The 14480-nt window shown below is 67.9% G+C and carries 15 protein-coding genes; 4 read left to right on the top strand and 11 right to left on the bottom strand.

The window, feature by feature from the left end; translation table 11 throughout:
- Positions 1 to 5 precede the first annotated feature (5 nt).
- From mrdA to B2J89_RS14565, 4 genes are all read right to left on the bottom strand, one after another.
- Complete coding sequence (gene mrdA, locus B2J89_RS14580) at positions 6 to 1955, bottom strand: penicillin-binding protein 2 (RefSeq protein ID WP_169169793.1); 1950 nt, start codon at positions 1953 to 1955, stop codon at positions 6 to 8.
- 37 nt (positions 1956 to 1992) lie between these two features.
- Entirely contained in the window at positions 1993 to 2511 is a 519-nt protein-coding gene (gene mreD, locus B2J89_RS14575; RefSeq protein ID WP_169169792.1) for a rod shape-determining protein MreD, read from the bottom strand.
- Positions 2512 to 2557: 46 nt separating this feature from the next.
- Positions 2558 to 3475, bottom strand: coding sequence for a rod shape-determining protein MreC (gene mreC, locus B2J89_RS14570; RefSeq protein ID WP_169169791.1), 918 nt, complete (start codon positions 3473 to 3475; stop codon positions 2558 to 2560).
- 120 nt (positions 3476 to 3595) lie between these two features.
- Complete coding sequence (locus tag B2J89_RS14565; protein WP_169169790.1) at positions 3596 to 4639, bottom strand: rod shape-determining protein; 1044 nt, start codon at positions 4637 to 4639, stop codon at positions 3596 to 3598.
- Positions 4640 to 4845: 206 nt separating this feature from the next.
- On the opposite strand from B2J89_RS14565, the gene gatC reads away from it, so the two are divergent.
- From gatC to gatB, 3 genes are read left to right on the top strand one after another with little or no spacing between them, the layout of a single operon-like run.
- Positions 4846 to 5145, top strand: coding sequence for an Asp-tRNA(Asn)/Glu-tRNA(Gln) amidotransferase subunit GatC (gatC, locus tag B2J89_RS14560; protein WP_169169789.1), 300 nt, complete (start codon positions 4846 to 4848; stop codon positions 5143 to 5145).
- A gap of 7 nt (positions 5146 to 5152) precedes the next feature.
- Positions 5153 to 6658: an Asp-tRNA(Asn)/Glu-tRNA(Gln) amidotransferase subunit GatA gene (gene gatA, locus B2J89_RS14555; RefSeq protein ID WP_169169788.1), complete on the top strand. Its 1506-nt coding sequence runs from the start codon at positions 5153 to 5155 to the stop codon at positions 6656 to 6658.
- Entirely contained in the window at positions 6655 to 8106 is a 1452-nt protein-coding gene (gatB, locus tag B2J89_RS14550; protein ID WP_169169787.1) for an Asp-tRNA(Asn)/Glu-tRNA(Gln) amidotransferase subunit GatB, read from the top strand. Before gatA ends, gatB begins: the two co-directional genes overlap by 4 nt.
- 51 nt (positions 8107 to 8157) lie before the next feature.
- Here the strand turns inward: gatB and B2J89_RS14545 are convergent, their stop codons facing one another.
- Together B2J89_RS14545 and pyrE are read right to left on the bottom strand one after the other, a co-directional pair.
- Complete coding sequence (locus tag B2J89_RS14545) at positions 8158 to 8841, bottom strand: DUF4124 domain-containing protein (protein ID WP_371809079.1); 684 nt, start codon at positions 8839 to 8841, stop codon at positions 8158 to 8160.
- Positions 8842 to 8876: 35 nt separating this feature from the next.
- The gene (pyrE, locus tag B2J89_RS14540; RefSeq protein ID WP_169169786.1) at positions 8877 to 9587 is read right to left on the bottom strand and encodes an orotate phosphoribosyltransferase; all 711 of its coding nucleotides are present in this window, start codon (positions 9585 to 9587) and stop codon (positions 8877 to 8879) included.
- Between the two features lie 10 nt (positions 9588 to 9597).
- Here pyrE and B2J89_RS14535 point away from each other — a divergent pair, with 10 nt between their 5' ends.
- Complete coding sequence (locus tag B2J89_RS14535) at positions 9598 to 10401, top strand: exodeoxyribonuclease III (RefSeq protein ID WP_169169785.1); 804 nt, start codon at positions 9598 to 9600, stop codon at positions 10399 to 10401.
- A gap of 101 nt (positions 10402 to 10502) precedes the next feature.
- Here B2J89_RS14535 and B2J89_RS14530 read toward each other — a convergent pair whose 3' ends face one another.
- The 5 genes from B2J89_RS14530 to B2J89_RS14510 all read right to left on the bottom strand — a co-directional run.
- A complete protein-coding gene (locus tag B2J89_RS14530) occupies positions 10503 to 10694 on the bottom strand; it encodes a 2-hydroxymuconate tautomerase (RefSeq protein WP_169169784.1) in 192 nt (63 codons plus the stop codon).
- 30 nt (positions 10695 to 10724) lie between these two features.
- Positions 10725 to 11702 (bottom strand): tripartite tricarboxylate transporter substrate binding protein, encoded by a 978-nt coding sequence (locus B2J89_RS14525; protein ID WP_169169783.1) that lies wholly within the window; start codon positions 11700 to 11702, stop codon positions 10725 to 10727.
- Between the two features lie 20 nt (positions 11703 to 11722).
- Positions 11723 to 12511 (bottom strand): 2-oxo-3-hexenedioate decarboxylase, encoded by a 789-nt coding sequence (gene dmpH, locus B2J89_RS14520; RefSeq protein ID WP_169169782.1) that lies wholly within the window; start codon positions 12509 to 12511, stop codon positions 11723 to 11725.
- A gap of 11 nt (positions 12512 to 12522) precedes the next feature.
- A complete protein-coding gene (gene dmpG / locus B2J89_RS14515; RefSeq protein ID WP_169169781.1) occupies positions 12523 to 13563 on the bottom strand; it encodes a 4-hydroxy-2-oxovalerate aldolase in 1041 nt (346 codons plus the stop codon).
- A gap of 11 nt (positions 13564 to 13574) precedes the next feature.
- Positions 13575 to 14480: acetaldehyde dehydrogenase (acetylating) (locus B2J89_RS14510; protein ID WP_169169780.1), on the bottom strand; the 906-nt coding region annotated here is incomplete at its 5' end.

Raw genomic sequence — 14480 nt, 5'->3', positions numbered from 1 at the left:
GGCGCTCAGTGCGCCGCGACCGCGGGCAGCGGCACGTCCTGCGCGCGGCGCGGCGTGCCGATGGGCGGGCCGCCCTGCCCCTTGGCGACGGCGGCCAGATCCTCCTCGCTCGGGTACTGGCCGAGCAGCCAGTAGTCGAACACGCGCCGCACGATGGGCGCGGCCGCGGCAGAGCCAAAGCCCGCGTTTTCCACGATCAAGGCCACCGCGATCTTGGGGTCTTCCACGGGCGCGAAGGCGATGAACAGCGAGTGGTCGCGCTGGTATTCGGTCAGCAGCCTGGCGTTGTATTTCACGTTTTGCCCGAGGCTGATGGCCTGGGCCGTGCCCGTCTTGCCGCCCGAGGTGTAGGGGGCGCCGGCGAACACGCGCCGGCCCGTGCCGGCCTCGTTCACCGCCTTGAGCGCATTGAGGACGACCTCCACGTGCCGCCGCTCGTAGCCCAGGGGCTTGCCCGGGGGCTGCGCCACCTCGGTGACGGCGCCCGTGATCGGGTCTTTGATCGCCTTGATCAGGTGCGGGCGGTAGTGCGTGCCGCCGTTGGCCAGCGTCGCCTGGGCCATGGCCAGCTGCAGCATGGTGAAGTTGTTGTAGCCCTGGCCGATGCCCAGCGACACCGTCTCGCCCGAGTACCAGCGCTTGGCCTCCGGACGCTTATAGGCATTTCGCTTCCACTCGGTGCTGGGCAGCACGCCGCGCAGCTCGCCGCCCAGGTCGATGCCCGTGATCTGCCCGAAGCCCAGCGGCGCCATGAAGTCGTGGATGGCGTCCACGCCCATCTCCACGGCCAGCGAATAGAAGTAGGTGTTGCTCGAATACTGGATGGCGCGGTGCATGTCCACGCCGCCCAGGCCGCCCTCGTGGCTGCGGAAGTTCCGCCCCCCGTAGCTGTAGTAGCCGGGGTCGTTCACCACCACGTTCGCGCCACGCTTGCCCAGCTCCAGCGCCGCCAGCGCCATGAAGGGCTTGTAAGTGGAGCCCGGCGGGTAGGTGCCGCGCAGCGCACGGTTCAGCAGCGGCTTGTTGATCGACTCGTTGAGCGCCTGCCAGTTTTCCTGGTCGATGCCATCGACGAACAGGTTGGGGTCAAACGTGGGCTTGGACGCCAGCGCCAGCACCTCGCCGTTCCTCGGGTCCAGCGCCACCAGCGCGCCGCGGCGCTCGCCGTAGAGGTCCTCCACCATCTTCTGCAGCTTGATGTCCAGCGACAGCATCACGGTGTGGCCCGGCGAGGCCGGGAAGCTGTTGAGCCGGCGCACCGCGCGCCCGCCGGCCGAGGTCTCCATCTGTTCGACACCCGTGAGGCCGTGCAGCTGCGCCTCGTAGCTTTGTTCCACGCCGAGCTTGCCGATGTGGTCGGTGCCGCGGTAGTTGGCCTCTTCGTCCGACTCCTGGATCGCGGCTTTTTCTTTCTGGTTGATGCGCCCGATGTAGCCGATCGCGTGGCTCGCCACCTCGCCCAGCGGGTAGTTGCGAAACAGCCGCGCCTTCACGTCGACGCCCGGAAAGCGGTAGCGCTGCGCCGTGAAGCGCGCCACCTCCTCGTCGGTCAGGCGCGTGCGGATGGGCAGCGACTCGAAGTTGCGCGACTCGTCCATGAGGCGCTTGAACTTGCGCCGGTCGCGCGGCTGGATGTCCACCACCTCGGCCAGCGCATTGAGGGTGTCTTCGAGCGCGCCGGCCTTGGACGGCGTGACCTCGAGCGTGTAGGCGGCATAGTTGGTCGCCAGCACGACGCCGTTGCGGTCCAGGATGAGTCCGCGGTTGGGCACGATGGGCACGATGGCCGTGCGGTTGCTCTCGGCCTGCTCGGCCAGGTCCTCGTGGCGCACCACCTGCAAGAAGAACAGGCGCGCCACCAGCAGGCAAAACGCCAGGAACACCACCGCGCCGACCACGACGGCGCGCAGCCGAAAGCGCGAGGCGTCTGCCTCCGTGTTGCGCAGCTCGGTCATGGCTGGCGCCTTGGCAGGAGAGCGCTGCGGTCCATGGTCACAGCGGCCGGTTCTGGTCGCGGTCCGGTGGGCGGCGCTGGGGTGCCAGCAGCACCCAGCTGACCAGTGGCCACAGCAGGGCCTCGGCCACGGGCGCCGCCAGCAGGCTCCAGCCCGGAAACAGCCCGCCCGAGAGCAGCCGCACCAGCAGCTGCAGCGCGTGCGCCACCGCGAACAGGCCGGTCATCTGCAGCGCCTGCGGCCAGACGCCAAACCACAGCACGCGCCGGTGCGTGAGGTGCGTGCCGTACATCAGCGCCGCGTAGGCCAGCGCGTGCTGCCCGAGCAGCGCCGCCTCGTGCACGTCCATGCACAGGCCCAGCACAAACGCCACGCCCATGCCCACCCGTGCGGGCTGGTGCACGCCCCAGAACGCCAGCAGGACCATCAGCACGTCGGGCATCCACGGCACGCGTCCCAGCGGCAGCATGTTGAACGCCAAAGCGGCCGCCAGGCTGGCCGCAATGAACACCGGGTTGACCGGCAGCAGCAGGGGCTGCCCGCGCGGCATGATCATGGCCGGCCTCCCTGGGCCGTGGCCGCGGCGGGGTGGGGCAGGCGCCTCATTTGCGGCCCTTCTTGGCCGGAACGGACGGCGCCGGCGCGGGGCGTGGGGGCACCTGTCCGGTCACGGGGGTGAGCAGCATGACGTGGCGCGCGCCATCGATCTGGGCCATGGGTTTGCAGTAAATGCGGGCGAAGGCCGAGTCGGCGCGGCGCTCCACGCGGACCACGCGGGCTACCGGCAAGCCGGGCGGGTACACGCCGTCCATGCCGCTGGTGGTGAGCATGTCGCCCTCCTGCACATCGGCATTGGCCGACATGAAGCGCAGCTCCATGCCGCCGCCGTGGCTGGCGACCGGGTCGCCATACGCGACGCCGCGCGCGCCGGTGCGGATGTTGAGCACCGGGATGGCCTGGTCGCGGTCCACCAGCAGCGTCACCTCGCTGAGGAAAGGGTGCACGCGCGTGACCTGGCCCAGGATGCCGGACTCGTCGAGCACCGGCGCGCCCAGCTCGACGCCTTCCATCTGGCCGCGGTCCACCACCACGCGGCGGGTGTAGGGGTCCGGGGCGTCATAGAGGATCTGCGCCGCCTGGGACGGTGCGTCCAGGCGTGCGCGCAGCGCCAGCAGGTTGCGCAAGCGCGCGTTCTCTTGCAGCAGCTGGTCGGCCTGGGTGGCGCGCTGCGACTGGAGCACCAGCGCCGCGCGCGCCGCATCGGCTTCGGCCTGGGCGCTTTGCAGGGACTGGAAGTAGCCGGCGCCCAGGTGGGCCCACTCCACCGGGCGCAGCATCAGCCACTGCACCGGGTAAAGCACGGTGGCCACCGCCTGGCGCAGCGGGCCGGTGACCTGGAAGCGTGCGTCGGCCACCATCAAAAACAGCGCCAACGCGCTGTACAGGACGATCTGCGACAAGGCCGACGGCCCCTGCCGGAGAAAGGAAGGGGTGGTGCGGTCCAGTGTGCCCAGCGGCATGGCAGGGGCGCTCAGTCAGCGCCGCGCACGGCCATGGCCAGCGCGTGCTCGGCGGGAGACAAGACAGGAACGGTCATGCGGTCGCGCGGTGCAGGGGGGCTATCCACAGGCCCCGGTGCTTCATTCGCTGGTGAAGATGCCGCCCGAGCGGTCCATGCGCTCCAGCGCAATGCCGCAGCCGCGCACCACGCAGGTCAGCGGGTCTTCGGCCACCAGCACGGGCAGGCCGGTTTCCTCGGCCAGCAGGCGGTCCAGGTCGCTCAGCAGCGCGCCACCCCCCGTGAGCATCATGCCGCGCTCGGCGATGTCGGCGCCCAGCTCGGGCGGGGTCTGTTCGAGCGCGTTCTTGACCGCCGAGACGATCTGGTTGAGCGGCTCGGTCAGCGCTTCGAGCACTTCGTTGGAGGAAATGGTGAAGCTGCGCGGCACGCCTTCGCTGAGGTTGCGGCCACGCACTTCCATCTCCTTGACCTCGGAGCCCGGGAAGGCCGAGCCGATGTTCTTCTTGATGGCCTCGGCCGTGGGCTCGCCGATCAGCATGCCGTAGTTGCGGCGGATGTAGCTGATGATGGCCTCGTCGAACTTGTCGCCGCCCACGCGCACGCTGCCCTTGTAGACCATGCCGCCGAGCGAGATCACGCCGACCTCGGTCGTGCCGCCGCCGATGTCGACCACCATGGAGCCCGAGGCCTCGGACACCGGCAGGCCCGCGCCAATGCCGGCGGCCATGGGTTCCTCGATCAGGTAGACGGCGGTGGCGCCAGCGGCTTCGGCCGCGTCCTTGATGGCGCGGCGCTCGACCTGCGTCGAGCCGCAAGGCACGCAGATGATGATGCGCGGGCTGGGGGTGAGCAGGGTGCGCGGGTGCACCATCTTGATGAACTGCTTGATCATCTGCTCGGTGATGATGAAGTCGGCGATCACGCCATCTTTCATCGGGCGGATGGCCTCGATGTTGCCGGGCACCTTGCCGAGCATGGCCTTGGCCTCGCGGCCCACGGCCTGGATGACTTTCTTGCCGTGGGGACCGCCTTCATGGCGGATCGCGACGACCGAAGGTTCGTCAAGCACGATGCCCTTGTCGCGGGCGAAGATCAGGGTGTTGGCGGTGCCAAGGTCGATGGCGAGATCGGTGGAGAAATACCGACGGAAAGCTCCGAACATTCAAAAATCCTCTCGGGCACAGCATGCACGTCGGCCTGCCATCGCCGGGTTTTGGGGGTCAAAATGGGCTCTTTTTCGCACAATGACCGGCGGTTTCGAGGCTATTGCGGCAAAGGCGGGATAATAACGCATCCCCTGTGATTGCCTCTCGCTGGCCTGTGCCAGGTCACAGCTTTACATCCGGTTTCTGACGCGTTTTCTTTCCCATGGCATTGACCCCCCAGGACATCGATCGCATCGCCCATCTGGCGCGGCTGGAACTCAGCCCCGCAGAAAGTGGGCGCATGCTCGTTCAGTTGAACGGCTTTTTCGACACCGTCGAGCAAATGCGCGCGGTCGACACCGGGGGCATCGAGCCCCTGGCGCACCCGGTGGCGACCATCCAGAGCGTGGCCTTGCGCCTGCGCGCGGACGTGGCCAGCGAGCCCGACCAGCGCGAAGCCAACCAGCGCAGCGCCCCGGCCGTCGAGCGGGGCCTGTTTCTGGTGCCCAAAGTGATCGAATGAGCCCCGCATGACTTCAACCCAACCGCCCCTGCACGCGCTCGGCGTTGCCGCCCTCGCGGCCGCGCTGCGCGAGAAGCGCGTGAGCGCCACCGAAACGGCCCAGCATTTTCTGGCGCGCGCGCGCAGCCACCAGTCGCTGGGCGCCTTTGTCGCCATCGACGAAGCCGCCACGCTGGCCCAGGCGCACGCGGCCGACGCGCGCATCGCCGCAGGCACGGCCGGCCCGCTCGAGGGCGTGCCGCTCGCGCACAAGGACATTTTCGTCACGCGCGACTTTCCCACCACGGCCGGCTCGCGCATGCTGGTGGGCTACCGCTCGCCGTTCGACGCCACCGTGGTCACGCGCCTGGCCGAGGCCGGCGCCGTCACGCTCGGCAAGCTCAATTGCGACGAGTTCGCGATGGGTTCGGCCAACGAGAACTCGGCCGTGGCGCCCGTGGGCTTTGGTGCGCCCGCGCCGGTGCGCAACCCCTGGGACACCGCGCGCATCCCCGGCGGGTCGTCCGGCGGCAGCGCCGTCGCCGTGGCCGCGCGCCTCGTGCCGGCCGCGACCGGCACCGACACCGGCGGCTCGATCCGCCAGCCGGCCAGCTTTTGCGGCATCACCGGCATCAAACCCACCTACGGCCGGGCGTCGCGCTATGGCATGGTGGCCTTTGCCTCCAGCCTCGACCAGGCCGGCCCCATGGCGCACAGCGCCGAAGACTGCGCGCTGCTGCTGAGCACCATGTGCGGCCCCGATCCGGACCGCGACTCGACATCGCTCGACATGCCCTCCGAGGACTTCAGCCGCACGCTGAACGATCCGCTCGACGGCCTGCGCATCGGCATTCCCAAAGAGTTCTTTGGCGGCGGCCTGGCCCCCGATGTGCGTGGCGCCGTCGATGCCGCGCTGGGCGAATACGAAAAGCTGGGCGCCCGGCTCGTGCCCATCAGCCTGCCGCGCACCGAGCTGTCGATTCCGGTCTACTACATCATTGCCCCGGCCGAGGCCAGCTCGAACCTGAGCCGCTTCGACGGCGTGAAGTTCGGCCACCGCGCCCGCGACTTCACCGACCTCGAAGACATGTACAAGAAGACCCGTGCCGAAGGTTTCGGCGACGAGGTCAAGCGCCGCATCATGACCGGCGCCTACGTGCTCTCGCACGGCTACTACGACGCCTACTACCTGCAGGCGCAAAAAATCCGCCGCATGATCGCCGACGACTTCCAGCGCGCCTTCCAGGACTGCGACCTGATCGCCGGCCCGGTGGCGCCCACCGTGGCCTGGAAGCTGGGAGAGCACGGCAGCGACCCGCTGGCCGATTATCTCGCCGACATCTTCACGCTGCCGGCGTCCCTGGCAGGCCTGCCGGGCATGAGCATTCCGGCCGGCTTTGGCGCCGGCGGCATGCCCGTCGGCCTGCAGCTGATCGGAAACTACTTCGCCGAAGCCCGGCTGTTGAACGCGGCGCACCGCTTCCAGCAGGCCACCGACTTCCACCTGCAACAGCCGCAGGGTGCCCAGCCATGACCACCGCCAAACTCATCCAGGGCTACGAAGTCGTGATCGGCTTCGAGACCCACGCCCAGCTCGCCACGCAGAGCAAGATCTTCAGTCGCGCCTCCACGGCCTTTGGCGCCGAGCCCAACACCCAGGCCTGCGCCGTCGACCTGGCGCTGCCCGGCACGCTGCCGGTGATGAACCGCGAGGCCGTCGCCTGTGCTATCAAATTGGGACTGGCCCTCGGCTCCACCATTGCGCCGGTGAGCATTTTCGCGCGCAAGAATTACTTCTACCCGGACCTGCCCAAGGGCTACCAGATCAGCCAGTTCGAGATCCCGGTGGTGCAGGGCGGCGAGCTCTCGTTTCTGCTCGGCGAAGAGAAGAAGACCGTGCGCCTGGTGCGCGCCCACCTCGAAGAAGACGCGGGCAAATCGCTGCACGAGGAATTCCATGGCATGAGCGGCATCGACCTCAACCGCGCCGGCACGCCGTTGCTCGAGATCGTGACCGAGCCCGACATGCGCTCGTCCGAAGAGGCAGTCGCCTATGCGCGCGAGCTGCACAAGCTCGTGACCTGGATTGGCGTATGCGACGGCAACATGCAGGAAGGCTCGTTCCGCTGCGATGCCAACGTCTCGGTGCGCAAGCCGGGCCAGCCGCTGGGCACGCGCCGCGAGATCAAGAACCTCAACAGCTTCAAGAACATGCAGCAGGCGATCGACTACGAGATCCGCTGGCAGATCGAAGAGATCGAGGACGGCCGCGCGATCGCGCAGGCCACCGTGCTGTTCAACCCCGACACGGGCGAGACGCGCGCCATGCGCACCAAGGAAGACGCGGCCGACTACCGCTATTTCCCTGACCCCGACCTGCCGCCGCTGGTGGTGGCGCCCGAATGGGTCGAGCGCGTGCGCGCCGAGATGGCCGAGCTGCCGCGCGTGATGGCCGCGCGTTTCGTGCAGGACTACGGCCTGCCCGAGTACGACGCCACGATCCTCACGCAGAGCAAGGCCATGGCGGCGTATTTCGAGCAGGCCGCGCGCGCCAGCGGCCAGGCCAAGCTGGCCAGCAACTGGATCATGGGCGAGGTCTCGCGCCGGTTGAACCTGCAGGATGCGGGCATCGACGCCGCCCCCGTCAGCGCCGCGCAGCTGGGCCACCTGGTCGGGCGCATTGCCGACGGCACCGTCTCCAACAATGCCGCGCGGCAGGTGTTCGAAGCGCTGTGGAGCGGCGACGCCGCGGACGTGGACGCCGTCATCGAGGCCAAGGGCCTCAAGCAGATGAACGACACCGGCGCGCTCGAGAAGATCGTCGACGAGGTGATCGCCGCCAACCCCGGCAACGTCGAGCAGTTCAAGGCCGGCAAGGACAAGGCGTTCAATGCGCTGGTCGGCCAGGTCATGAAGGCCAGCAAGGGCAAGGCCAATCCGCAGCAGGCCACCGACCTGCTGCGCGCGCGCCTGGGCGGCTGAGGGCAACCAGGGGAACGTGGTGCAGGCCGGGCGCCTGCGCCCCCGCCACGGTCAGCGCAGCGCGGGTGCGAGCGCAGAAGCCGCCGCATCGGCTGCGGGCAACGTGCCCAGCGGCACATTCTGCGCCGCCCACAGGCGCCTGAGCTGCGCCAGTTCGGCGTTGAAGCGCTGGTTCACACGGCCTTTTTCCTGCTCCTGCGCGGCCAGAAAGCGCTGCTGCTCTTGGACGCCTTCGTCGTTCTCGGCGAGCTGCCGGCGCAGTTTCATCGGCGCCTTGGCCGGGTCCTTGCGGTAGAACTCCATCTCCTGGTCGAGCGCTTTGCGCTGCTGGCGCAGCGCGAGAATGCGCGTGGCGGCCGCGTCGCTGACCTCGTCCACCAGCGCCAGGGCCGCCATGCGCTCGGCGTCGTGCGCGGCCTGGTCGGGGTAGCGCGCCACCAGCACGCGCTCGCGGCGGCGCTCTTCCTGGAGGCGGTGGAGCTCTTCCTGCGCCTTGCGGCGCTGCACGTCGAGGGCGGCGCGCTCATGGTCCGTCAGGGTCGGACCGATGACGCGGCGCACCGTGCCCGACGGCCCCAGTTCGCGCTGCTCGCGGTCGATGCACTCGCTGATCGGGCGGTCGGACGTGAGCTTGCGCCCGGCTTTGTCCACACAGGTGTAGATGCTGGCGGGCGTCTGCGCTGGCTGCTGCGCCGCCGCGGCCATGCACAGGCCCGCCAGAAGCGCGCCGGCCATGGCCCGGGTCCATGCCGGGCGGCACAGTTTGCTGTTCAATGGGTGGGTCCTTCCTCGTTGACGCCATAGCGCTGGCGGTAGGCCAGCACCCGTTCGTGGTGTGCGGCCATCTCGCCGCCGCCCTCGCTGTGCGCGAGGTAATGCAATAAGTCTGCCAGCGTGGCGATCGCACACACCTGCAGGCCCAGCTGGCCGCGCACGTACTGCACCGCGCTGTGTGCCACGTCGCGGCCATTCTCCGTGGCCATCTCCTGGCGATCGAGCGCAATCGCCATCGCGTGGGGCGTGGCGCCCGCCGCCTCGATCAGCGCAATCGATTCGCGCGCGGCCGTGCCGGCCGACATCACGTCGTCGATGATCAGCACCCGCCCGTGCAGCGGCGCGCCCACCAGCGTGCCGCCCTCGCCATGGTCCTTGGCCTCCTTGCGGTTGTAGGCAAACGGCACATTGCGGCCCTGGCGCGCCAGCTCCACCGCCACCGTGGCGGCCAGCGGAATGCCCTTGTAGGCCGGGCCGAACACCATGTCGAACTCGGTGCCGCTGGCCAGCAGCGCTTTTGCATAGAATTCGGCCAGCCGACCCATCTTCGCGCCGTCGTCGAACAGACCCGCGTTGAAGAAATACGGGCTCATGCGCCCCGCCTTGGTCTTGAATTCGCCAAAGCGCAACACCCCCGACTCCACGGCAAAACGCACAAAATCCTGCGCCAAACGGTCCTGCTCTGCTGACTGCGCGCTACCAACCATGGGAAATTCCTTGTTCAAGTTAACCAGCCTCAACCTCAACGGCATCCGCTCCGCCACCAGCAAGGGCGTGGAAGCCTGGATTGCCGCAACACGGCCGGATTGTATTTGCGTGCAGGAGGTCAAGGCCCAGGCGGCCGATGTGCAGGGCAAGTTCGAACGGCTCGCGGGCCTGCAGGGGCATTTCCATTTTGCGCAGAAAAAGGGCTATTCGGGCGTCGGCATCTACACGCGCCACGAGCCCAGCGACGTGCACATCGGCTACGGCTCGCCCGAGTTCGACGCCGAGGGGCGCTACCTCGAGCTGCGCTTTGACACGCCGGCGCGCAAGCTCTCCATCATCAGCGCCTACTTCCCGAGCGGCTCGTCGGGCGAGGAGCGCCAGCTGGCCAAGTTCCGCTTCCTCGACGAGTTCCACCCGCACCTGATGCGCGCCAAGGCCGAGCGCGAATTCATCCTCTGCGGCGACATCAACATCGCGCACCAGCAGATCGACCTGAAGAACTGGCGCAGCAACCAGAAGAACAGCGGCTTCCTGCCCGAGGAGCGCGCCTGGATGACAAAGTTGTTGCACACAAGCGATGACAGCGGCGGCCTGGTCGACGTTTACCGCCATCTGCGGCCCGACGCCACCGACACCGCCTACACCTGGTGGAGCAACCGCGGCCAGGCCTATGCCAAGAACGTCGGCTGGCGCCTCGACTACCACCTGGCGACGCCCGCCGTCGCCGCGCTGGCGCGCAGCGAACACATCTACAAGGACGAGAAATTCTCGGACCATGCGCCCATCACGCTGGAGTACGACTTCATGCTGTGAGTTGGCGGGGTGCCGGGGGTTTCCAATAAAAACAGCGTGTAACGCTTGCCCAGAAAGCGCTACACGCTATCAAAACAGGAATGAGCCTGGTGCGCCGGCGCTCAGCGCCCGAGTTCCTGGGCGCTGATCCCCGCAATGCCCCAGTTCTCCTTGGGCACGTCGTGGATCCACACGCGCACGTTTTCCTTGGGGGCACCGACGGCTTGGTGCAGGGCCTCTGTGACCTTTTCGATCACGGCTTTCTTCTGCTCGGTGGTGCGGCCTTCGATCATGTAAATCTGGGCAAATGGCATGGTGGCTTCCTTGAATGTCGTCGCCCGGGGTCAGTCGAGCTTGATGCCCAGCTTGCGGATCAGCTCGCCCCAGCGCACGTTCTCGGTGCGCATGAAGTCGGAAAACTGCGCCGGTGTCTGCACGCGGATGTCGGCCGAGATGGCATCGAACGCGCTGATGGCCTCGGGCATCTTCGAGCCGTCGCGCCAGGCGGCCTGGAGCTTGTCCACGATGGCGCGCGGCGTGCCCGCGGGCGCGACCAGTCCGAACCAGGTCTCGACCTCGAAGCCCGGGTAGCCCGACTCGGCAATCGTCGGCACCTCCGGCAGCGCGCGCGAGCGCTTGGTCGATGTCACGGCGATCGGCTTGAGCTTGCCGGCCTTGATGTGCTGCAGCGTCGTTGCCAGCGAGCTTTCCATGCTCATCATGACCATGCCCGAGAGCAGGTCCGGCACGATCTGGCTGGAGCCCTTGTAGGGCACGCTGGTGAGCTGGATGCCCGCCGTGGCCTGCAGCAGTTCGGCCGCCAGGTGGTTGCTGGTGCCGATGCCCGAGGTCGCGTAGTTGAGCTTGCCGGGGTTGGCCTTGGCGTAGGCCACCAGGCCTTTGAGGTCGCTGAACGGCGCGCTCGGGTGGACGACGATGGCGCAGGGCGAGGTGCCCACGAGCGAGATCGGCGCAAAGTCCTTCTCGACCGAGAACGGCACCTTGGCGTACAGGTGCGGCGCAATCGCCAGGCTGCTGATCGCCGACAGGCCGATGGTGTAGCCATCGGTAGCCGCTTTGGCAACGGCCTCGGTGCCGATGTTGCCGCCCGCGCCGGCCTTGTTTTCGACCACGAAGGGCTGGCCCAGCTTCTCGGCCATGACCTTGGCCGCCGTGCGGCCCATCACGTCGGTCGGTCCGCCCGGCGGAAACGGCACGATCAGCCTGACCGGTTTGGAGGGCCAGGCGTCCTGCGCCCAGGTGGCCAGCGGGGCCGACAGGGCGGCGCCCACGCCGGCGGCGATGATTTGTCTCCGTTGCATTTTTCTGCCTTTCTTTTCTGTCACACAAAACGAACCGACACGCTGCCCAGGTTCTGGATGCGCAGCGTGATGTTGTCGCCCGCCTGCACCGACACCGCCTCGGTGATGCCGCCCGAGAGCACCAGCGAGCCGGCCGGCAGCGACTGGCCGCGCCGGCCCAGGTGGTTGACCAGCATGGCGACGGCGGCGGCAGGGTGCCCGAGCACCGCGGCGCCGGCGCCCAGCGCCACGGCCTGGCCGTTTTTCTCGAGCACCACGCCGAGCGTGCGCAGGTCCACGTCGCGCGCCGATGCAATGCGGCCGCCGACCACGAAGCGCGCGGCCGAGGTGTTGTCGGCCACCACGCTCTTGAGGTCGAATTTGAAATCGCGGTAGCGGCTGTCGATGACCTCGATGCCGGGCAGCACCACGTCGCTGGCGGCCAGCACGGCGCCGATGTGGCAGCCGGGGCCCTTGAGCTCGGTGCGCGTGATGAAGCAGATCTCGGGCTCGACCTTGGGATGGATCAGGTCGCTGACCTGGATCTCGGCGCCTTCGGCCACGACGAACTCGTCGACCAGGAAGCCGAACACCGGGTCGGTCACGCCCATCTGCTGCATCTTGGCGTGCGAGGTCAGGCCCGCCTTGTAGCCGACCACGCGGGCGCCGCGCGCGCGCTTGCGCGCCAGGATGCGGTCCTGCACGGCGTAGGCGTCGTCCCAGTCCATGTCGGGGTGCGAGTCCGTGATCTTGAGCGTGTCTTGCGCCTGGAGCTGGCAGTTTTCCAGCAGTTCGGCAAGCTGGTCGAGGGTGGATGCGTTCAATGCCATGTTCTTGTCCTTCAAGCCACTTGCAGTCCGCGCGCCTTGGCCAGCGTGAGCGCGGTGTCTTCGATCATGTCTTCCTGGCCGCCGACCATGCCGCGGCGGCCCATCTCGACGAGGATTTCGCGCGCCGGCACGCCGTACTTCACGCTCGCACGCTTGGCGAACAGCAGGAACGAGCCGTACACGCCCGCATAGCCGAGCGTGAGCGCGTCGCGGTCGATGCGGATCGGGAAGTCCATGATCGGCACCACCAGGTCTTCGGCCACGTCCTGGATCTTGAAGACGTCGACGCCGGTTGCGATGCCCATGCGGTCGCACACGGCCACCAGCACTTCCATCGGCGTGTTGCCGGCACCGGCGCCCAGGCCCGCGGCGGCCGCGTCGATGCGGCTGCAGCCCACCTCGATGGCGGCCAGGCTGTTGGCCACGCCCATGGCCAGGTTGTGGTGGCCATGAAAGCCCAGCTCGGTGTCGGGCTTCAGGGCCTGGCGCACGGCGCCGAGCTTTTCCGTCACGTCGTGCGGCAGCATGTGGCCGGCCGAGTCGGTGATGTAGATGCAGTTGGCGCCATAGCTTTCCATGAGCTTGGCCTGCGTGACCAGGCCCTCGGCACTGTTCATGTGGCTCATCATCAAAAAGCCCACGGTGTCCATGCCGAGCTGGCGCGCCATGCCGATGTGCTGCTCGCTGACGTCGGCCTCGGTGCAGTGCGTGGCCACGCGGATGGTGTGCACGCCCAGGTCGTACGCCATGCGCAGGTGGTCGACGGTGCCGATGCCGGGGATCAGCAGGGCCGAGACCTTGGCGTTCTTCATCAGCGGAACCACCGCGCCGAGGTATTCCTCGTCGGTGTGCGCGGGAAAGCCGTAGTTCACCGAGCTGCCGCCCAGGCCGTCGCCATGGGTGACCTCGATCAGCGGCATGCCCGCAGCGTCCAGGCCGCAGGCGATGGTCTTCATCTGTTCCAGCGTCATCAGGTGGCGCTTGGGGTGCATGCCGTCGCGCAGCGTCATGTCGTGCAGGCGGACTTTTTTGCCTTGGAGTGTGTTGGTCATGTGCGGTCTCTTTACGCGGGCACAGGTTCAAGCGTGAGCGAACCGGCCAGGATTTCTTCGGCGAACATCTCGGCCGTGCGGGCGGCGGCGGCGGTCATGATGTCCAGGTTGCCGGCGTACTTGGGCAGGTAGTCGCCCAGGCCCTCGACCTCGAGGAACACGCTCACGCGCTTGCCGTCGAACACCGGGCCATTGACCAGGCGGTAGCCGGGCACGTACTTCTGCACTTCGCGGATCATGTCGTGGATGGACGACGTGATGGCGGCCTGGTCGGGCTCTTCCTCGGTCAGGCAGTGCACGGTGTCGCGCATCATCAGCGGCGGCTCGGCCGGGTTGACGATGATGATCGCCTTGCCCTTCTTGGCGCCGCCCACCTGCTCGACCGCACCGGCCGTGGTGCGGGTGAATTCGTCGATGTTCTTGCGCGTGCCGGGGCCGACCGACTTGGACGACACGGTGGCCACGATTTCGCCATAGGCCACGGCCTGCACGCGGGAAACCGCCGCGACCATGGGAATCGTGGCCTGGCCGCCGCAGGTGACCATGTTGACGTTCATTGCGCCCTGGCCCAGGTGCTCCTTGAGGTTGACCGGCGGCACGCAAAACGGGCCGATGGCCGCGGGCGTGAGGTCGATCATCAGCGCGCCCTGCTCGTTTACCTTGCGCGAATTTTCCGCGTGCACGTAGGCGCTGGTGGCGTCAAAGACGATCTGCACGCCGTCGGCTTTCATGTGCGGGATGAGGCCTTCGACCCCGTCCGAGGTGGTCTTGATGCCCATTTCACGGGCGCGCTTGAGGCCATCGGACTCCGGGTCGATGCCGGCCATCCACACGGGTTCGAGCACGCTGCTCCTCTGCAGCTTGGCCAGCAGGTCGGTGCCGATGTTGCCGGGCCCGATCAGGGCGCATTTGATTTT

The sequence above is a fragment of the Acidovorax sp. SRB_24 genome, from assembly GCF_012931925.1.
Note: the sequence above shows the minus strand (reverse complement) of the source record. Positions and strands in the feature narration are given on the sequence as shown.